Origin of the sequence: Leucobacter komagatae (assembly GCF_000834055.1) — a bacterium.
Classification (GTDB): Bacteria; Actinomycetota; Actinomycetes; order Actinomycetales; family Microbacteriaceae; genus Leucobacter; species Leucobacter komagatae_A.
The window spans coordinates 1-18,548 of the sequence record NZ_JXSQ01000001.1 but is presented as its reverse complement, the minus strand read 5'-3'; the positions used below and the strand labels follow the sequence as shown (position 1 = coordinate 18,548).

Here is an 18,548-nt window from a genome sequence, read left to right as displayed (position 1 = left end):
TCGTAGCTGTTACTTCAGTACTGCGAGGGCTTCGATCTCCACCAGGAAGTCCCCGGGGAGGCCAACGCAAATCGTGGTTCGTGGCGGTTTCACGTCGCCGACAAACGCGCTGTAGACCCGGTTCATCTCGGGGAGATGAGCAGTGTCCGTCACATAGACCCGCATCATGAGCACATCGTTGAGCGTCGCGCCCCCTGCTTCTAGAACGGCAACGACGTTGCGAAGCGTCTGCTGCATCTGCTCGGCAAAGCCGCCAGCGACGAGTTGGCCTGTCTGGGGATCCTGCGCGACCTGGCCCGAGGTCTGCAGCATGTTGCCGATGCGCACTCCCTGACTGAGGGCGAACTGCGGCCCAACAGCAGGTGCTGCAGTCGTGTTGATTTCGATACGTTCCATATCTATCCCTCTTCTCCAAAGATGACCGCTGGGGTGATGTCGGCGAGACTCGCAAGGCCGCACATTGCCATGGCTGCCAGGAACTCGTCACGGATGGTCTCGACGACGCTCTTTACGCCCGCGGCCCCGGCCGCTGCCAGACCCCAGACGTAGGGCCGCCCGATGAGCACGGCGTCGGCACCGAGCGCGAGTGCCTTGAGCACGTCGGTGCCGCGGCGGATTCCCCCGTCGAGCAGCACGGGCACCCTGCCAGCGACAACCTCCGAGACCGCCCGAACGCAGTCGATGGGGTGCGCGACCGTGTCGAGATTGCGGCCGCCGTGGTTCGAGACGTAGACCGCCTGGAGCCCGGCCTCAACGGCGAAGCGCGCATCCTCGGGGTGCAGGATCCCCTTGCCAATGATGGGCAGCTCCGTCTGCGCGACGAGCCACTCCAGGTCGCGCCAGGTCATCGACGGGTCGAGGTACCCTCCCGTGAGACGCGGAACTCCGCCCGACTCGAGGTTTGCGCGCCTCACACCCTCGGGTAGGCCAAGCATGCCTGCGTCCTGGCGGTAACGGATTCCGGGGACCGGGTTGTCAAGGGTGACCGCGATACCGCGTGCGCCGGCCTCCTCGGCCATCCGCACGAGTTCGAGCGTCAGCTCGCGATCCTTCTGCACGTAGATGTGCTGGAAGAACGGGCCAGCCTCACCGGCAAGCTCGCGCGTTGCAACGCTCGACTCCATGCTAATCACGGCAGTCGCGCCCGCGGCCTTCGCGCCGCGCACTGTCCCGAGCTCACCATCGGCGGCGAATAGACGCTGCAGCGCTGCAGGAGCGAGCATGATCGGATACGGAAGCTCGATCCCCAGCAGGTCCTGGCTCGTGCGCAGTGCGCTCACGTCAACACCGACCCGCGGAAGCAAACGGATCTCCGCAAAGCGATCCGGGTTTCGGCGCACCGCGAGCTCATCCACCGCACCACCGTTCAGGTAGGCCCACGCCGCCGGATCCATCGCGGATTCAGCGCGGCGATAGAGCTCGTCGAGCGGATGCAATAGTTGGCTCACTTCTCACTCCTCGGTCCTGCTACGGCGAGGCCTGCCTCGATGAGAGCCGCGGCCATCTTGTCGAGCGATACCGCATCGGCAATCGGCAGCTTCGGCTTCCGCGGGTAGCCTCCGGGCTGCCCCTGCAGGTTCATGACCGCCTTGAGCGCAGCCTGCATGCCGCCGAAACGCCAGTTATAGCCGTCACTGCCCTGCCTGATAGCGCCCATGAGCGCTTCGAAGCGGTCGGCGATCGCCGCGGCCTCTTCGAGCTCGCCGCGCCATGCGAGTTCGAAGAACTGCGGCATCTGCTCCCCGAGCGGCATCCCCGAACCGAAGTGTCCGTCTCCGCCCTGGCCTGAGTGAATCAGTGCGAGACCGATCCGGGACAGCATGTGGCCGAACACGACGAGCTCCTCGCCGACAGCCCGGATCGTCGCGTAGAACTCGCGGTCGTCGGGTGTGCTCTGCTTGATCGCCACGACGTTTTCGATCGCTGCGAGCCGTTCGATGAGCGGGACCGAGAGCGAGCTGTTACTCTCCTGCGGAAAGTTGTATAGCCAGCAGGGCAGCTCAGTCTCACCGAAGGCCTTTCGGTAGTACCAGTCGAGCTCGGAGTCAGTGAGACGTGCCCCGGGCGGCGGGGTAAGTAGTACCGAGTCAGCACCCGCCGCTGTGGCGTGGCGAATAAGATCAACCGAAGCGGCGAGCTCTGCCGAGGTCGCGCTCACGAGCACGGGCACTCGGCCGTCAGCGGCCGCAATCACAGACTCCGCTACGGCCTTGCGTTCACTGTGTGACTGTGACGTCCACTCGCCGGTGCTGCCGTTCACGAGGAGCCCGTGCGCACCCTGATCGATGAAGAGCTCGGTCGCCTTCTGGAGAGAGTCCAGATCGAGATTGCCCGACTCCGTGAACGGGGTCGGCAACGCCGCGTAGTATCCCCGCCACTGAACATCATTCCGGTCCATGTGCTGCCTCCTTGCAATCGCTACCTTCTGCGCTATTCCAAAGCTATTGCAAGTTCATGCCCATAACGATGTCAACTTCACACAATTCGATACCCAAAACAGCATGATTCATCGAGGTTATTTGCTCGTTCGCTGCGCGATGACGTGCCGCAAGTCTGCGAGTACCGCGGGCTCATCGTTCCGCCGCCACCCCATGAGTACATCCGACACAACAGGTGTGCCTGCGATCCGGCGAAACACGAGCCCAGGACGAGGTACCTTCGCGATTTCGCTCGAGACCAACCCAACGCCCTCCCCGCCCGCTACCAAAGCGAGCAGCATGGGCGTGCTGCCGGCCGCGTGAGCCACGGCAGGGCTAAAGCCAGCATTCGAGCAAGCAGCGAGGATCGTAGTGAGGATGCCGATCCCGAGCGAAGTCTCGTAAACAACGAATGGCTCGTGCTCGAGTTCAAGCAAGGGGATGACATCCGTGAACCTGCGTGCAAGTGTGTGCCGCTCCGATAATGCCACGACGAGCTCGTCCCGCCACACCGTTTCGAATACGAGTTCATCCGTCGAGCTCGTCGTTGTTCGGAGAAGTCCACAATCGATCGCCCCGTCGAGTAGCGCTTCAACCTGGTCTAGCGTGTGCATTTCACGCAGACGAAGATTGTGTTCCGGGTGCAGGTCTCTAAACGCGCCGAGCACTCGCGGAAGGAAATCAATTCCGAGGGGCTCCACATACCCGATCACGAGGTCGCCCGCCTCCCCACTGGCGACTTTGCGAGCTTGTTCGATCCCCCGGTCAAGCCGCTTGAGAACTCTGTCACACTCGACCTGAAACGCCTTCCCAGCCGGCGTGAGGTCGACGCTTCGCCCAACGCGCACGAACAGTTGCACGCCGACTACCTGCTCCAGGTTCTGAATGTGTCGCGTTAGCGGCGGCTGCGTGATGTGCAACAGCGCCGCTGCCCTCCCAAAGTGCAGCTCCTGAGCGAGCACCCGAAAGCAGCGCAGCTGCTGGAAAGTCGGATCTTTACCATTGCCGGCAACCATATTGCGATCCCCTCACGAGTTACCCCTCACAAAGCACTCGGGCTCGACGACTAACCGATCCGTACGGACGAGCCCGAGTATGTCGCACGAAAGTGTATCGCGCAGACCGGCCTCAGTTAGCGCGCTGCGCTGCCGTCGACGTAGTCCGAATCGGTCTGCTGCCACGCGAAGAGCTTGCGGAGCTCAGCGCCGGTCTTCTCGATCGGGTGTGACTCTTCCTTCTCGCGAAGAGCGGTGAACTCGGGCGCACCAGCGTCCTGATCGCCGATGAAGCGCTTGGCGAACGTGCCGTCCTGGATGTCGGCGAGGACACCCTGCATGCGCTCCTTGACACCGGCGTCGATGACGCGGGGACCGGAGACGTAGTCACCGTACTCGGCGGTGTCAGAGATCGACCAGCGCTGCTTAGCGATGCCGCCCTCCCACATGAGGTCGACGATGAGCTTGAGCTCGTGGAGCACCTCGAAGTACGCAATCTCGGGCTGGTAGCCAGCCTCGGTCAGCGTTTCAAACCCTGCCTGCACGAGGTGGCTCATGCCGCCGCAGAGGACAGCCTGCTCGCCGAAGAGATCGGTCTCGGTCTCCTCGGTGAAGGTGGTCTTGATGACACCAGCGCGCGTGCCGCCGATGGCCTTCGCGTACGACTTCGCCGTGTCCCAGGCAGTGCCCGAGGCGTCAACCTCGACGGCGATGATGTCGGGGATGCCGCGGCCAGCCTCGAACTCACGACGAACCGTGTGACCGGGAGCCTTCGGTGCGACGAGGATGACGTCGACGCCCGCGGGGGCTTCGATGTAGCCGTAGCGGATGTTGAACCCGTGAGCGAAGGCAAGCGTCTTGCCCTCGGTCAGGTGCTGCGCGACGTGGTCAGTGTAGATGCCACGCTGGTGCTGATCGGGAGCGAGGAGCATGATGACGTCTGCCCATGCCGCAGCGTCTGCCACGTTCTTTACCGTGAAGCCGGCCTCTTCGGCCTTCTGGATCGACTTCGAGCCGTCCTTCAGTGCAATGACGACCTCGACGCCTGAATCGCGAAGGTTCATCGCGTGAGCGTGACCCTGCGATCCGTAACCGACGATGGCAACCTTCTTGCCCTGAATGATCGACAGATCCGCATCGCTGTCGTAGTACATTTCAGCCACTGGTCGTTCTCCTTATGTTGTGTGGTTCAAAAAATCTGTGGTGTGCCGTTCAGTCGGAGCCAAGGCCCCGGGCGGGTCACACCTTAAATACGCGTTCCGAAATCGACTTCGAGCCTCGGCCCATCGCGATGAGCCCCGACTGCGCGATTTCTTTGATCCCGTACGGTTCGAGCACTCGCAAGAATGCTTCGATCTTTCCGGAATCTCCCGTGACCTCAATGGTGAGGGCCTCCGGCACGACGTCAACGACGCGCGCCCTGAAGAGGCTCACGGCTTCGAGCACGTGTGAGCGGGATTGATTGTCTGCACGGACTTTGATGAGTACGTGTTCCCGCTGCACCGAGTTGCTGGTGTCGAGTTCGACGATCTTGATGACGTTCACAAGCTTGTTGAGCTGCTTTGTCACCTGTTCGAGAAGCACCTCATCCTCGTCAACTACGACGGTGATTCGTGAGAGCCCATCCATCTCGGTCGGTCCGACCGCGAGGGATTCGATATTAAAGCCACGTCGGGCAAACAAGCCTGCGACGCGGGTCAGTAGGCCTGGCTTGTCCTCGACAAGGAGGCTGAGTACGTGACGAGCCATGATTACTCTTCCTCCCACTCGGGGGCTTGCTCAAGGACATACTGGATGTCACTGTTCGATGCTCCCTGGCGGACCATCGGCCACACCATCGCATCAGCGCTGACGACGAAGTCGATCACGACTGGGCGGTCGTTCGTCTCGAGCGCAAGCTTGATGGCTTCATCAACCTGGTCTTCGCGCTCCACCCTGATGGAGAGGCAGCCGTAGGCGTCGCCAAGCTTCACGAAGTCGGGGATCCGCTGCGAACCGTGCCCCGTGTTCAGCTCCGTGTTCGAGTAGCGCCCGTTGTAGTTCAGGGTCTGCCACTGCCGCACCATGCCGAGGGAGGAGTTGTTGATGACTGCCACCTTGATGGGAATGTTGTTCACCACGCAGGTTGCGAGCTCCTGGTTCGTCATCTGGAAGCAGCCGTCGCCGTCGATTGCCCAGACAACGCGTTCGGGCTCTGCCACCTTCGCGCCCATCGCGGCAGGAACCGCGTAGCCCATCGTGCCGGCACCACCTGAGTTGAGCCAGGAGTTCGGCCGCTCGTACTTGATGAACTGCGCCGCCCACATCTGGTGCTGTCCGACGCCAGCAGCGTAGACGCCCTCTGGGCCGGTCAACTCGCCGATGCGCTGAATGACATGCTGCGGCGAGAGGAGACCGTCTGAAGTCTCCGGGTAGCCGAGCGGGAACTTCTCCTGCAGCCCGCGCAGCCGCTCCCACCATGGGCGCATGTCGGCGAAGCTGCGGCCGAGCTGCGCCGTCGAGACTGCGGCGATGAGGTCGGAGATGACCTCTGCTGCGTCGCCGACGATCGGCACGTCTGCAGCTCGGATCTTCCCGATCTCAGCCGGATCAATATCGGCGTGGATAACCTTCGCGTCGGGCGCGAAGAGCGATGCACGACCGGTGACGCGGTCGTCAAAGCGCGCGCCGAGCGTGATGAGGAGGTCTGATTCCTGAAGCGCGAGCACGGCGGGAACGGTGCCGTGCATTCCTGGCATTCCCAGGTGCTGCGGGTGCGAATCGGGGAAGACGCCGCGTGCCATGAGCGTGGTCACCACAGGCGCCCCGACGAGCTCGGCGAGCTGCAGCAGCTCGTCGGACGCGCCAGCTCGGCCGACTCCGCCGCCGACGTAGAACACGGGCCGCTCAGCGCAGGCGATGAGTTCCGCCGCCGCCTGAATCTGCTTGCTGTTCGCCTTCGTGATCGGCCGGTAGCCGGGGAGGTCAACGCGGGGATCCCATACGAAATCCAACTCGCCCTCTTGTGCATCCTTCGTGATGTCCACGAGCACGGGCCCTGGGCGCCCCGTCGATGCGAGGTGGTACGCGGCGGCAATGGCTGCCGGCACCTCCTCGGCTGTACGCACCAGGAAGGAGTGCTTCGTCACCGGCATCGTGATACCGATGATGTCGGCTTCCTGGAAAGCGTCGGTTCCCATGAGGTGTGAAAACACCTGACCGGTGATCGCAAGCAGCGGCACCGAATCCATGTATGCGTCGGCGATCGCGGTTACGAGGTTGGTGGCACCTGGCCCGGACGTCGCAATCGCGACCCCGACCTTGCCGCTCGCTGCGGCGTACCCCTCAGCGGCATGCCCTGCGCCCTGCTCGTGGCGCACGAGTACGTGCCTGAGGTCGTGATCGCCCATGAGCGTGTCGTACAGGGGAAGCACCGCGCCGCCTGGCAGGCCGAATACATCGGAGACCCCAAGCGCGTCGAGGCTGCGGACAACAGCCATAGCGCCGGTCATGCGTTCGCCGCGGACGGGCGGCTCAGCTGATTGACGTGGAATAGCGTTCGACTCCAAGGTCATGTTTTGCTTTCTTACGGTAGAGGTTGGATCGCGGATCACGGGCGGATCGGCTCTCGGCAAGAGACAAAGGGCTAACCAGTGATGGCGCCCTCAGAAGCCGAGTGTACGAGCTTTGCGTACTTCGCAAGCACACCGCGCGTGTATCGCGGGGGAAGCGGGGCCCAAGTTGCACGTCGGGCCTCAAGCTCAGCGGGATCTACCAGCAGGTCGAGCGTCTGTGCCGCGATATCAACCCGTATCAGGTCACCGTCGTGCACGAGCGCCACTGGGCCTCCATCCGAGGCCTCAGGCGCAATGTGGCCGATACACAGGCCGGTTGTGCCGCCTGAGAATCTGCCGTCTGTCAATAGTAGTACATCTTTGCCGAGCCCCGCGCCCTTGATCGCGCCGGTGATTGCGAGCATCTCACGCATACCAGGCCCACCCTTGGGGCCTTCGTAGCGAATCACCACGATGTCGCCCTTACCGATCTTGCCCTCGGTCAGCGCATCCATCGCTGCCCGCTCGCGCTGGAAGACGCGCGCTGGGCCCTCGAAGACCTCAGCATCGAAGCCTGCGGTCTTCACGACCGCTCCCTCGGGGGCGAGGGATCCGTGCAGGATCGTGATGCCGCCGGTCGCGTGGATCGGATCATCGAGCTGGTGGATCACCTTGCCATCGATGGGGTCCGGGTTAAGCTCTGCAAGGTTCTCAGCCATGGTCTTGCCGGTTACCGTGAGTGCGTCGCCGTGCAGCAGGCCCGCGTCGAGTAGTGCCTTGAGCACTACGGGCACGCCGCCCTGGCGGTCGATGTCTGCCATGACGTACTGCCCGAACGGCTTCATGTCGGCGAGGTGTGGCACCTTCGCACCGATCCTGTTGAAGTCCGCGAGCGTCAGGTCAACCTCCGCCTCGCGTGCGATTGCGAGCAGGTGCAGAACAGCGTTGGTCGATCCGCCGTATGCCATGAGCAGCGTGATCGCGTTCTCGAACGCCTTCTTCGTGAGGATGTCGCGGGCGGTGATACCCTTCGCGATCATGTTCACGACGGCCTCGCCTGAGCGGTGCGCGAAGTAGTCGCGACGGCGGTCGTACGAGGGAGGCGCGGCCGATCCCGGCAGGCTCATCCCAAGGGCTTCTGCGATCGAGGCCATCGTGTTCGCGGTGTACATGCCACCGCACGCACCCTCGCCGGGCACGATCGCGCACTCGATGCGCTTCAAGTCTTCCTCGCTCATCGTGCCCGCTTTGCACGCGCCGACCGCCTCGAAGGCGTCGATGATCGTCACTTCCTTCTCCGTGCCATCGGTGAGCTTCACCCAGCCAGGCGCGACCGATCCCGCGTAGAGGAACACGGATGCGAGGTCGAGACGTGCTGCCGCCATGAGCATGCCAGGCAGCGACTTGTCACAGCCAGCGAGCAGTACGGAACCGTCGAGGCGTTCAGCCATCATGACGGTCTCCACAGAGTCAGCGATCACCTCGCGCGACACGAGCGAGAAGTGCATCCCCTCATGCCCCATCGAAATGCCGTCGGAGACGGAGACGGTTCCAAACTGGAGCGGGTAGCCGCCGCCCGAATGAACGCCTTCCTTCGCACCCTGCGCGAGCCGATCGAGGCTGAGATTGCACGGCGTGATCTCGTTCCAGGAACTCGCAATACCGATCTGCGGCTTGTCCCAGTCCTCGTCACCCATGCCCACAGCGCGGAGCATGCCTCGCGCCGCGGCCTTCTCAATTCCGTCGGTGACGTCGCGACTGCGCGGCTTCATATCGATATCTGCCATATCTGCCATCTCTGCCATGGACTCATCTTACGCCCTGGCAGATTCCCCTGAGGGGACGTACAACGCAGCGGGCGCCCAGGTCTTCGACCCGGGCGCCCGCTGCGTTCACACTACCTGCGACTACTTCCCAATCTTGGGAAGAATCGTGAACGGCAAAATAAAGCCGATTGTGGAGAGCGCGAGCCCACCAGCGAAGACAAAGAGTTCGGTGCTCGCGCTGAGCTCCGGGTTGAAGCCATAGGTTGCGAGCACGATGCCACCCATTGCGAGAGCGAAGGAGAGGATAAACACGATCGCCGTTACAGCGCTCACCGCCCCCTGTGAACTCTCCTCGAACAGTACCTCGCCCTGCTTTGCCATGTCTCTATTTTCCTCCGTGATTGAACGTGTGAGCGCGTCAATGCGCGATACCTCCAGCGTAGCCTAGAGGTTCCTCCGAAGCCCAGCGGAGCTGCCCACCCGTTAGGCTGGGCGCAGACGCCGCGCAGCGCGAACGGTGTTTCAACCACGATCCTCACGGAGGTGTCACATGACTCGGCAACGCATTGAGGTCGGGAAGTACCTCACGAACATCGGTGTGCTCGGGGCAGCAGCCGGTGTCGTCTCGACAGCTCGTCGAACGAGCACGATGCCGCGCGACTGGCGCCGCTTCATTGTCTGGGGGGTCTGGGCCGCTGGCCTCATCCTCGCAGTATCGAGCGTCGCAATGCAGGAACGCGACGAAGACGAAGCCGAAATCTAGCGAGTGCCTGCACCTTGCCTTCACCGTCAAGGTGCGATAACTTTCACCAGTTAGGTGTGTCGGGAAGTCTGGTCGACGACGAATTCCGGCAACCCTCCGAGGAGACTGCTATGTCGAGCCAGACACCCACAACACCCATTCCCCATGACCCCGATGCGCGGAGCCAACGCCCACAACGGCGACGACTGTTCTCGTACATCAGCAAGCGCGAGCTAGCGCGGGTGAATCGCCTCCTGCAACGCGAGTTTTTCGGTGGGCTCATCATTATGCTTGCGGCCCTCATCGGGTTCATCGCGGCGAACTCCCCCATCGCGGAATGGTTCCTCGAACTGCGCGAACTCAAGCTTGGGCCCGAAGCGCTCGGCCTGAGGCTCAGCGTTGGGCATTGGGCGTCCGACGGGCTGCTCGCGATCTTCTTCTTCATGGTTGGGCTTGAGCTCAAGCGAGAGTTCGTCGAAGGCGACCTCCGCTCACCCCGAACGGCAATCGTGCCGGTCGCAGCAGCGGTTGGTGGCGTCATCGTGCCAGCGGGCATCTACCTCGCGGTCAACGCAGGCACCTCGACCTCGCATGGCTGGGCGATCCCGACCGCGACCGATATCGCGTTCGCCGTCGCGGTGCTTGCGCTCATCGCGCCTGGCCTCAACCCGTCGCTGCGCATGTTCCTACTCACTCTCGCCGTTGTCGACGACTTCATTGCTATCGCAATCATCGCCGTGTTCTACACCGACGGCGTCAACTTCCTCCCCCTGCTCATCGCGGTCGTCCCCGCGCTCGCATTCGCGACCCTCATCCGTTGGCGAGGCGAATGGTTCGCCCGATCGAAGTGGGGGGCGTGGCTGATCCTGCTTCCCCTCGGCATCGTCACCTGGGCGTTCTTCTACAACTCCGGTATTCACGCGACGATCGCGGGCGTGGTGTTGGCCTTCCTCGTGCCTGTGCGCGGAAAGACCGGCGGGGAGGTCGCAGAAACCCTTAACTCGCGTTTTCAGCCGCTCTCGGCGTTCATTGCGGTCCCGATCTTCGCCCTGTTCGCGGCGGGCGTGCCGCTCGGCGGCGCTTCACGATTCCCCGGAGACGTCGTCGCGATCGGCATCATGCTGGGACTCGTCGTCGGCAAACCGCTGGGGATTACCCTGACCACCTGGCTCCTCACTCGCTTCACTCGCGCGACGCTCGGGTCGAGTGTGCGCTGGAGCGAGATTGTGGGCGTTGGTGCACTCGCGGGCGTTGGTTTCACTGTCGCAATGCTCGTTTCCGAGCTCAGCTTCAGCGACCCAAGCGACGTCGACACAGCGAGGCTCTCCGTCATGGTCGCATCGCTGCTCGCCGTGGCCGTAGCCGCCGCAGTATTTATGCCGGGAGCGCGCCGCAGAAAGCAGGCCATGGCCGACGCGCAACACGCCCGCAAAACCGACTAACCCGGCCCTGATTTGGCACGCTGTTTTACCCGTGCTAACTTAGTTCTGTTGCACAGCGCAGCAGGCGCCTTTAGCTCAGTTGGTAGAGCAGCTGACTCTTAATCAGCGGGTCCACGGTTCGAGCCCGTGAGGGCGCACAGATTAGCCCCGAGATCATCACGATCTCGGGGCTTTTTTGATTTTCCGGAGTCGTAGCACCCCTTACTTACTCCTTACTTTGAAATTGACTCTTCCACTTCAGGCAGTCACTGCACGACCCCAGGGCACGCCCAACCTGTCGGGTAGGAAGCCTGCAACACCCGGTTAGTGGTCCAGGAGCAAGCCGACGCACTGGGGTGATCTGCCCATTGCGCGACGTGGGTTTGGTTGGAGGCTACAAACTATCCAATCCCCAGCCACTCCAATACATCGCGGACCCGGGAACGGTAAGACCGCCCCGCCACGCGGCGGTCAGAAGCCAAGCAAAGTGCGTCGATATTCCTCGACTTCGGAGGGCACAAAGGCATTGAGCCTCCCGTTCTTTCGTGGACGCGGAAAACCTACTGCACCCTCCGAGAGAGCGTTGTAAACGCTCTGGCGTTTCACTCCCAAGAAGGCAGCAACTTGCGCCGTTGTCCAGGTTGGTTCATAACCTGGAAGTAGCGCCTGCGTCATGTGTGCATCGTTGTCGCGGGCACAGGCAGCACAGGGCGCCACTCTGTCAACGCGCGCCGCTTCGTCCTTCATCGACGCCAGCACGCGAGCAACCTCGCTTCGAACAAGCTTCTGAATCTCTACTTCTACTCCCATCGATTCATTCTCGCTAGTACTGCCGTCAACCCCTGGACACAAGAACTCGCGCAATCTGAGAATTGCGCGTAAACTATCCCCCAGGACCACTAGTGGCCCGTCACAACTAGATCCCCCAGCAAATGGGGTGTCGATCTTGTGACGGGCCACTTTTCTGTTTTTAGAGGGGAAACCATGACTGACACGGCACGCGCAGTGGAGCGCCTCACCCAAACCCACGTCGAGGTCGTCGACGAACACGCATCAACATGGCCGCCGCTGCTGACCTGGCTCGACGACGCCGTACGAGACAAGATCCGCCGCCGCGACGGATCCAGCGGCGACACCGGCGTCTCGATCGACTTCGGCATGCTCGGAATCCAGGACCGCATCAAGCGCGAGTGCGCCAAGCTCCGGCAGGCTCTCTACCTCCCAGCGCCCCGCGACCTGCTGCACGCAGTCAGCGACCTCTGGGCTCAAGCTGATGCCGCACGCCGCAAGAACGAACTTACCGACGAGGCCCGCGAACACATCTCAGACAGCATCATCGCATGGGAGCAGACAATTGACGCCGAACGCGGGGCAACACCGCGCAAGCTCGAACTCACCGTCCCGTGCCCACAGTGCGGCAACCGCTGGATCCTCGAAGCCGACAAAGAGCAGCACGCCCGCATCGACGTCGCCCACCCCGAACGCGACCCGGAGGGAATCAGGAAGCCTGCCGTGGTGATCGAGTTCAGTGAGGGCCGCGCCCCGGGTCGCAGAGTGCAGGGTTGCTGGCTGCGAGACGCTCTGGGCGGGCTGGGCGCAGGTGGGCGCTCTCGGCGTCGCAGTCAACGCACGGCACGACATGGCCGTGCTCGCCGCGTGCGGGATCGACCTCGGCCCGCTCAACAGACTCGAATAGGTGTTTGCAACACAGCTTCGATTCGACTACGATGGGAGACGTAGGGGACAAATGTCTCTACGAAAGCCCCGGCCTCACCGCTGGGGCTTTCGTGTTTCCTGCGCACAACCGAATAGACAACCGAATAGCTCGCACACCGGTGCGAGCACGCCTTGGCCTGTAGCTCAGTCGGTAGAGCGCCGGTCTCCAAAACCGGAGGTGGCAGGTTCAAGACCTGCACAACCCGCAACGGCATGGCCCTGACTCTGGCTCAGGTAGCATAGGGCGGCTGCTCGGAACGTCTACGAACCAAGCCCATGCCTCGTCGAACGGCCGCCAGATCGCTCTCATCTGAATGCGTTCCTTATGCCATTTCGCTCTGAGCCTAAAGTTTGGATCATCGCCAAAATCAACTGGTCCCCAGACGAACCCTCCGCGCTGGGGGTCACCAGCGGATTCAACAGGCAAAAAGCCACTCGGCACTAGCGGATCCAGTAATTTGTGAGTTACCTTCCCGCGAACCGCAGCTAGAGCAGCCAGAACTTCACCACCGTGGAGCTCGTAATGCTCATCTTGGGCGGACATGTTTGCATCCAGTTCGGCGCCAAGCCTGTACGCCTCATGCAGCCCATAAGACGCTTCCAACGCGAAGAAGAGTTCAATACGAACCCACTCTTCGCTCGTGCCCAAACAAGCCTCCTTCAGCCGCTCAGTTGCCACTTCTAGAGCGTTGAGCCTCAGCAGTAGGTGAGGATCACGTGAATGCATAATTCATGACCCTATCCTTAACATGCCCTAGGCGCAGGACGGAGCTGCCCCCACTCGCGAAGACTTCCCGCGAAGCAGCACAGCATGGCAGGAGCGCTACTTTGTGATACTGCTAGTCCAGCATCGATTCGGCTAATAGACTCAAGCCTTATGGGTGAAGAGATTTCGCCACTTCCGAAACGCATGCGCCTCACCGGCGATCGCTTCAACGGAGGCAGGCTACCGTTTGATGCTCTCATTGAGCTAGAGAGATACCAGGAAGCAGTGCGCCTCGTTGCTAGACAGAGGTGGACCACAGAAAACCCGGGCAAGGATCTGCCTGTGGACTTCGATGAAGGCACGGGGCTTGTTATCGAATCGCTTCGAGATGGCAGCGCTGAGCTTCTTATTGGACCTGAGCAGACGCAGATCTACGCAGAGTATGCACAGCAGGCCACGGACGCCATTACTGCAGCAATTGATGCGGCATATTCCGATCGAGATAACGATGACTACGACCCAGCTGACATCGACTACGCCGCACGAGAGCAGCTCGCCCAACTAGGCAGCTCCCTGGCTCCAGGGCAAGCACTCGAGTTGTATCCGCATGGTAACGACCAGGAACCACTCATTATTGACGTTGAGTCGCGGGCTGTCGGCGCTGGCAACTTGCTGATCGAAACGTTCTTCATAGAGCCGACGGTGATCGTGAAGCCCGGTCTTGAAACACGCAGTGACGTAAGGCTCGGCCAGATCATTGAGCTGAACACTAATAAGTTCAGCTTCATCCTGAAACTGAAGTCAGGCGAAGAGTGCAGAGGTCAATTCAAGAAGTCTCCCGAGCTGCTTGATGACTTCATCAATGTGCTCGACACCGAAGAAGAAGGCCCAATCGTTCGAGTTCTCGGGGACGTACAGTTCAAAGGCGATAGCCCCTGGCGGATTACGGCGGTGAGTGCTGTGGAACGGCTTTCATTCGACAACCATCCATGGGAGCGGCAACTCACAGAGCTTGCCGATCTAATGAATCAATGGGGCGAGCAAGGCGACGAACGCGCCATCAGTTTCACCGCGCTTGACGCGGCGCAGTCAATTCTTGCCGACGTCAACGCTACGGATGACGCAGCTCCCGGGGTGTACCCGTTGGAAACTGGCGGGCTACTCATCGAATGGTCAAATAGCGAATCGTTAACAAGCATCGAGATCTCGCCAGATGCAACATTCGAACTATTCAAGATCAAGAGGGATCAGCGCCAAGGCGAGTTGTCCGAAACTCCGAACATTGCTGACGTCCAAGCCTTCATGAAGGAGGCAACCCGTTGACCAGCGCAACCAGTCCAGCGGCAGCACCGCGGATCATGTCCGATAGCGCGGAGATCATCTTCCGGCAAGTCACACGACATCACCTCAAAGAGAATGGTGCAGCAATTGGCAGTCATGCATTCGGCAGCTCGACGGATAAGGGCAAGCCCTCTTTCGCGCAATCAAGTAAGACAGACGCCCAAGCAGCACGCGACTGGCATATAGCTAATGTCCCATCAGGGTCGGTCGCGGTTTGCCAAGTCTCTGTCGGTGAGGCGAATGAGGTCGGGCTGGATGCTATAGACGACAGCCAGGAGCCAGTCCCCGAAGGTAGAAAGCGCGCTCCAGCTCATTGCTATGTGGACTACTCCACTTGCGATAGAGCCACAATGAAGTCTGCCAGGGCACACCTCATGTGGGCAGCGAAAGATCGAGGAATAGTGCCCACTTCCCCTATCCACGACGTAGAACTCGCATTCACAATGTGAATTAACGGAACGCACGAACCCCCTGAGCATCACCAGCTCGGGGGGGTTCGTCTTTTCAGGGACCACTCTTCCCCGCGCCGTACCGCTGACAACTCCCTAACTGAACCGGGTAACGAGCGCGGGGAACCTAGCAGGCATTCCTACTCGGCAATCCTCGTTGCTTTGCCCAGCTTCGTTGCGAAGTGTTGCCTCACGTCGTCTGCCTGCTCTTTGTCGAGCAGCCACTTCTCCCCTGGCTTCTTGTCGGGGTAGCGGGCACGTAAGTAGTCGCGCACTTTCTTCCCCGCGCGCGCTTCAGGCAGCAGGCCGAGTTCCTCTGAAAGCTCCAACGGAGTGACTGGGTAACGCATAGCCCGAGCATAGTGCGACGCTAGCCCGCATGTGAAGGCAACCTGCACCATGACACAGGCCACGCCCTGCGCTCACGCCCGTCTCGCACACCCGCGGACCAGCGTGAGCGCAGGATTCTAGTAATTGTCAGACTTGCGCACGGCCATCCCTGTCACGAGGCACAAGATCAAAGATCATCAAAAGGGCAGCGATGCCCACAAGACCATATACGACCCTCGACGCGACAGAGCCGACACCGAAAATCGAGTCAACAAGGTTGAAGTCGAGCAGGCCAACGAGGCCCCAGTTCAGACCCCCGACGATAACGAGGATCTTCGATATAACTAATGCGATATTCATGATGCTTCCTCTCCCTTGAGGGCAACGCTCATGCAGTTGCGCATGCGCGCTTGCTATCAACGGTACATCGGTTTCCACGGATCCGCTCAGAAATGTGCAAGAAGCCACCGAAGTGGGACACAGAAAGCAGGCACCGATGACCAGTGACCGCACCTGCACCGACTGTGGTGCTGTCTCCCCGTCTAGCCGTGCCGCTCTCCTCTGCTGCGACGAACAGTACCGGGGCGACCGATACACCGAAGAACAACGATGAGCCAGACACTACAAAACACATGGCCTGTCTCCACCGAACGCCCACCCCCGAGTGTGACGACCGCCAGGCCACCCAGGCACCCCGCTGCGGAGGCACGATTATCTGCGGCCAGCTCAGTACCACAGCAAGGGCGGCTCACGCCCAGGCGGAATGCGCGGAGGACGGCCGAGTCGAGGGAAGCTCAACCGTGAGCAGCTGCACCGAAATATGACTCCCCGGTTGAATAATCACGCATTTCTGTCCTGTTTACCTGATCAGGTCGCATTTAAAACATTTCGACTTGACTCCATGCACCTTCCAGGTGACTATGTAGTCCATGTCAATGGGGACATGGCTCGTGTCAACGACGATGCGAATTCCTTAACTGGAGAGGTCACCTGCATATGGATACCGAAAAGTCACCTCTGCGATGGATGGGGGCCGGAATAACTGGCCTTCTAGCCGCAGGGCTTATCTTCGCGGGGGCTTCCCCCGCTTTGGCGGACGGAGCGAACGGTGAAATCCGTGGATTCCTCTGGCCCGGCGGCAACGCCAACCCCAATTGGGAAGGTACTTACCGCATGCCAGATGGGCAGGAAGCTTGGTGTGCCTCTATCTGGTCACCAGAGCCTATATACGCGGAGGCCTACGGGGAACCTGTCCCCCTCACGAAGAACGATGGGTCGCCCATGACCGCCGCAGAGATGCAGACCATGGCTTATGTCATCTCAACGGCTAGCGATGCTGTTCTTTACAAAGTTGGCCAGGCTGCTGATGACCACGCTGCGGCGGCCTCAGTGATCGTGCACAACATGACAAACTCAGCTCCAGCCTCGTACAATCCGGAGTGGCCCCTCCTATCTTTTGATCAGAATCGTGATCCTTTGGGCACAGGGCAAATCACGACGGGTGTGCGCGGAGTATACGACTCCCTTCTAGGAGGTGCCGCGCAGTATGGGGGTCCTTGGCAAATCGTTTGGGACACGGCCCCAGACACGGCGCAAATCGGTGACGTGGTGACGCTTTCAGGAGTTCTATCTACTGTCGCAGGCACTAACGTACCGAATAGGGAGTTGCGTCTGCAGGCCGAGGGCGCAGCCCTCGATATCGGCGTAGCAACCACCGACGCAGATGGCCGGTTCTCAGTCACCGTGACTCTCCAAGAAGATCTAACAAGCGTTACTGCTTCGACGACATCTCCTGCGACCACAGTGATGATGAGGGAACCGCTGGGATGGACCACGGGCGAGCGGCCACAGAACATGATCCTCGTCGACAATACTCAACTGCAAGCAACCATCACAGTTGACACTACTGATCGACTAGTCCCACAGCTCGGAACCAGCGTCCGTGATCAAGCAGATGGAGACCGGATTATCCCCGCGGACGGGGGAATTGTGATTGATACTGTGTCGTACTCCAATCTAGAGCCCGGAAGCGAATACACACTCCACGGCGAGCTTTTTGATAAGCAGACTGGAACAGCAACAGGGCTCAAGGGAACAACTGTTTTCACCCCTGCAGGGGCGGAAGGTACAACCGAGGTCGAGTTCACCATCCCCGTTGGCTTCTCCGGAAGTACACTAGTCGTCTTCGAGTACCTCTATAACGCCGAAGGGAATGTCGTAGCGGAGCACGCCGACCTGGAAGACGAAGCACAAACGGTCACTGTTGAGGCCTACGTCCCAGCTATCGGAACATCTGCACGCGACCAATCGGACGGCGATCGTCTACTGTCGCCTGAAGGCGGAGTTGTAATCGACACCGTAACCTACAGCGGGCTGACGCCGGGCAGCGAATACAGCCTTGATGGTGTGATGGTCGACAAAGCCACTGGCAAGAAAACAAAAATCGTTGGGGCTAAGAAGTTCACAGCCGCCACGTCATCCGGCAGCGTAGAAGTGAAATTCACGGTACCCGCTGGGCATGGAGGGAAGACGTTCGTAGTGTTCGAGTACCTCCACGATGCCGATGGCGAGTTGGTGGCCGAGCACACGGATATCAACGACGAGGCTCAGACGATTACCGTTCGCAAGCCGACCGCCCCCACTCCCTCACCGGAACCCCATACGCCCCCGCTTGCGGCAACAGGAAGTGACGGACCGCCGCCTTGGTCCGGCCTAGCGTACGCAACGGTCATGCTATTCGTCGGGACGGCGGCGCTGGTTATCGCGAAAGGGAAGTCAATCCGACAGTAGTCGCCACTGACTCCCCACGGGGGAATAGAAACGCTCTCCAGCCCGCTCGATGGTGGAGGGCGTTTCTAATTCCTGTCACGATTTCTGCACGTGGCACGGACCTCACTAGGACTCAAGAGAAGGGGCCCAAAGAGAGCTACCACCGCCTCTGAGGGCACAGAGAAGCATGCCGAAGAGATCTAATGGCTCGATCGGCAGCACCAAAGGTTCTCACCCAACGCACCGGGGCCGTTCGTCGCTGTCTGACGAGGGCAACGTCACCTCCGACAAACACCAGGTATACGAGTGGACCTTCATCCCCAAGGCCCCCACAAACTAACCCCCCGGGAGGGGCGAGACAGA

Annotated in this window: 17 protein-coding genes and 2 tRNA genes; 7 read left to right on the top strand and 12 right to left on the bottom strand. The window is 60.9% G+C overall.

Annotation, left to right across the window (positions count from 1 at the left end; translation table 11 throughout):
- Positions 1-9: 9 nt before the first annotated feature.
- The 9 genes from SD72_RS00090 to SD72_RS00050 all read right to left on the bottom strand — a co-directional run bounded on the left by SD72_RS00090 (position 10) and on the right by SD72_RS00050 (position 9,092).
- The gene (locus SD72_RS00090) at positions 10-396 is read right to left on the bottom strand and encodes a RidA family protein (RefSeq protein ID WP_042542409.1); all 387 of its coding nucleotides are present in this window, start codon (positions 394-396) and stop codon (positions 10-12) included.
- 2 nt (positions 397-398) lie between these two features.
- A complete protein-coding gene (locus tag SD72_RS00085; RefSeq protein WP_157000389.1) occupies positions 399-1,448 on the bottom strand; it encodes an alpha-hydroxy acid oxidase in 1,050 nt (349 codons plus the stop codon).
- Positions 1,445-2,398, bottom strand: coding sequence for a dihydrodipicolinate synthase family protein (locus SD72_RS00080; protein ID WP_042542407.1), 954 nt, complete (start codon positions 2,396-2,398; stop codon positions 1,445-1,447). The genes SD72_RS00085 and SD72_RS00080 overlap by 4 nt, the downstream gene beginning before the upstream one ends.
- Before the next feature lie 117 nt (positions 2,399-2,515).
- Positions 2,516-3,433, bottom strand: coding sequence for a LysR family transcriptional regulator (locus tag SD72_RS00075; RefSeq protein ID WP_042542406.1), 918 nt, complete (start codon positions 3,431-3,433; stop codon positions 2,516-2,518).
- A gap of 116 nt (positions 3,434-3,549) precedes the next feature.
- A complete protein-coding gene (gene ilvC, locus SD72_RS00070) occupies positions 3,550-4,566 on the bottom strand; it encodes a ketol-acid reductoisomerase (RefSeq protein ID WP_420038405.1) in 1,017 nt (338 codons plus the stop codon).
- Positions 4,567-4,651: 85 nt separating this feature from the next.
- Complete coding sequence (ilvN, locus tag SD72_RS00065; RefSeq protein WP_042542404.1) at positions 4,652-5,161, bottom strand: acetolactate synthase small subunit; 510 nt, start codon at positions 5,159-5,161, stop codon at positions 4,652-4,654.
- Between the two features lie 2 nt (positions 5,162-5,163).
- Positions 5,164-6,966, bottom strand: coding sequence for an acetolactate synthase large subunit (locus tag SD72_RS00060; RefSeq protein WP_042542403.1), 1,803 nt, complete (start codon positions 6,964-6,966; stop codon positions 5,164-5,166).
- A 71-nt stretch (positions 6,967-7,037) separates the two neighbouring features.
- Positions 7,038-8,732, bottom strand: coding sequence for a dihydroxy-acid dehydratase (ilvD, locus tag SD72_RS00055; protein WP_042542654.1), 1,695 nt, complete (start codon positions 8,730-8,732; stop codon positions 7,038-7,040).
- 120 nt (positions 8,733-8,852) lie between these two features.
- Complete coding sequence (locus SD72_RS00050; RefSeq protein WP_042542402.1) at positions 8,853-9,092, bottom strand: hypothetical protein; 240 nt, start codon at positions 9,090-9,092, stop codon at positions 8,853-8,855.
- Between the two features lie 169 nt (positions 9,093-9,261).
- On the opposite strand from SD72_RS00050, the gene SD72_RS00045 reads away from it, so the two are divergent.
- The 3 genes from SD72_RS00045 to SD72_RS00035 all read left to right on the top strand — a co-directional run bounded on the left by SD72_RS00045 (position 9,262) and on the right by SD72_RS00035 (position 11,032).
- Complete coding sequence (locus SD72_RS00045; RefSeq protein ID WP_232299588.1) at positions 9,262-9,474, top strand: hypothetical protein; 213 nt, start codon at positions 9,262-9,264, stop codon at positions 9,472-9,474.
- A gap of 110 nt (positions 9,475-9,584) precedes the next feature.
- The gene (nhaA, locus tag SD72_RS00040; RefSeq protein ID WP_052492336.1) at positions 9,585-10,895 is read left to right on the top strand and encodes a Na+/H+ antiporter NhaA; all 1,311 of its coding nucleotides are present in this window, start codon (positions 9,585-9,587) and stop codon (positions 10,893-10,895) included.
- Between the two features lie 64 nt (positions 10,896-10,959).
- Positions 10,960-11,032 (top strand) — tRNA-Lys (locus tag SD72_RS00035).
- Between the two features lie 313 nt (positions 11,033-11,345).
- Here the strand turns inward: SD72_RS00035 and SD72_RS17625 are convergent.
- The gene (locus SD72_RS17625) at positions 11,346-11,684 is read right to left on the bottom strand and encodes a helix-turn-helix transcriptional regulator (RefSeq protein WP_157000388.1); all 339 of its coding nucleotides are present in this window, start codon (positions 11,682-11,684) and stop codon (positions 11,346-11,348) included.
- 174 nt (positions 11,685-11,858) lie between these two features.
- On the opposite strand from SD72_RS17625, the gene SD72_RS00030 reads away from it, so the two are divergent.
- The 3 genes from SD72_RS00030 to SD72_RS00020 all read left to right on the top strand — a co-directional run bounded on the left by SD72_RS00030 (position 11,859) and on the right by SD72_RS00020 (position 14,619).
- A complete protein-coding gene (locus tag SD72_RS00030) occupies positions 11,859-12,614 on the top strand; it encodes a hypothetical protein (protein ID WP_042542401.1) in 756 nt (251 codons plus the stop codon).
- A gap of 117 nt (positions 12,615-12,731) precedes the next feature.
- Positions 12,732-12,793 (top strand) — tRNA-Trp (locus tag SD72_RS00025).
- 674 nt (positions 12,794-13,467) lie between these two features.
- Positions 13,468-14,619, top strand: coding sequence for a hypothetical protein (locus SD72_RS00020; RefSeq protein WP_042542400.1), 1,152 nt, complete (start codon positions 13,468-13,470; stop codon positions 14,617-14,619).
- A gap of 607 nt (positions 14,620-15,226) precedes the next feature.
- On the opposite strand, the gene SD72_RS00015 is transcribed toward SD72_RS00020, so the two are convergent.
- Positions 15,227-15,436: a hypothetical protein gene (locus SD72_RS00015; protein ID WP_157000387.1), complete on the bottom strand. Its 210-nt coding sequence runs from the start codon at positions 15,434-15,436 to the stop codon at positions 15,227-15,229.
- Between the two features lie 127 nt (positions 15,437-15,563).
- A complete protein-coding gene (locus tag SD72_RS00010) occupies positions 15,564-15,776 on the bottom strand; it encodes a DUF378 domain-containing protein (protein WP_042542398.1) in 213 nt (70 codons plus the stop codon).
- Positions 15,777-16,697: 921 nt separating this feature from the next.
- Between SD72_RS00010 and SD72_RS16675 the strand changes: the two genes are divergently transcribed.
- Positions 16,698-18,206, top strand: coding sequence for a VaFE repeat-containing surface-anchored protein (locus SD72_RS16675; RefSeq protein ID WP_052492335.1), 1,509 nt, complete (start codon positions 16,698-16,700; stop codon positions 18,204-18,206).
- Positions 18,207-18,548 lie beyond the last annotated feature (342 nt).

Coding starts and splice junctions, on each gene's coding strand:
- ilvC (WP_420038405.1), bottom strand. CDS start 4,566: ATGTACTACGACAGCGATGCGGATCTGTCGATCATTCAGGGCAAGAAG.
- SD72_RS00010 (WP_042542398.1), bottom strand. CDS start 15,776: ATGAATATCGCATTAGTTATATCGAAGATCCTCGTTATCGTCGGGGGT.
- SD72_RS00075 (WP_042542406.1), bottom strand. CDS start 3,433: ATGGTTGCCGGCAATGGTAAAGATCCGACTTTCCAGCAGCTGCGCTGC.
- SD72_RS00020 (WP_042542400.1), top strand. CDS start 13,468: ATGGGTGAAGAGATTTCGCCACTTCCGAAACGCATGCGCCTCACCGGC.
- SD72_RS00015 (WP_157000387.1), bottom strand. CDS start 15,436: ATGCGTTACCCAGTCACTCCGTTGGAGCTTTCAGAGGAACTCGGCCTG.
- SD72_RS00090 (WP_042542409.1), bottom strand. CDS start 396: ATGGAACGTATCGAAATCAACACGACTGCAGCACCTGCTGTTGGGCCG.
- SD72_RS00050 (WP_042542402.1), bottom strand. CDS start 9,092: ATGGCAAAGCAGGGCGAGGTACTGTTCGAGGAGAGTTCACAGGGGGCG.
- SD72_RS00080 (WP_042542407.1), bottom strand. CDS start 2,398: ATGGACCGGAATGATGTTCAGTGGCGGGGATACTACGCGGCGTTGCCG.
- SD72_RS00060 (WP_042542403.1), bottom strand. CDS start 6,966: ATGACCTTGGAGTCGAACGCTATTCCACGTCAATCAGCTGAGCCGCCC.
- SD72_RS00030 (WP_042542401.1), top strand. CDS start 11,859: ATGACTGACACGGCACGCGCAGTGGAGCGCCTCACCCAAACCCACGTC.
- ilvN (WP_042542404.1), bottom strand. CDS start 5,161: ATGGCTCGTCACGTACTCAGCCTCCTTGTCGAGGACAAGCCAGGCCTA.
- nhaA (WP_052492336.1), top strand. CDS start 9,585: ATGTCGAGCCAGACACCCACAACACCCATTCCCCATGACCCCGATGCG.
- SD72_RS16675 (WP_052492335.1), top strand. CDS start 16,698: ATGACCGCCGCAGAGATGCAGACCATGGCTTATGTCATCTCAACGGCT.
- SD72_RS00045 (WP_232299588.1), top strand. CDS start 9,262: ATGACTCGGCAACGCATTGAGGTCGGGAAGTACCTCACGAACATCGGT.
- ilvD (WP_042542654.1), bottom strand. CDS start 8,732: ATGGCAGATATCGATATGAAGCCGCGCAGTCGCGACGTCACCGACGGA.
- SD72_RS17625 (WP_157000388.1), bottom strand. CDS start 11,684: ATGGGAGTAGAAGTAGAGATTCAGAAGCTTGTTCGAAGCGAGGTTGCT.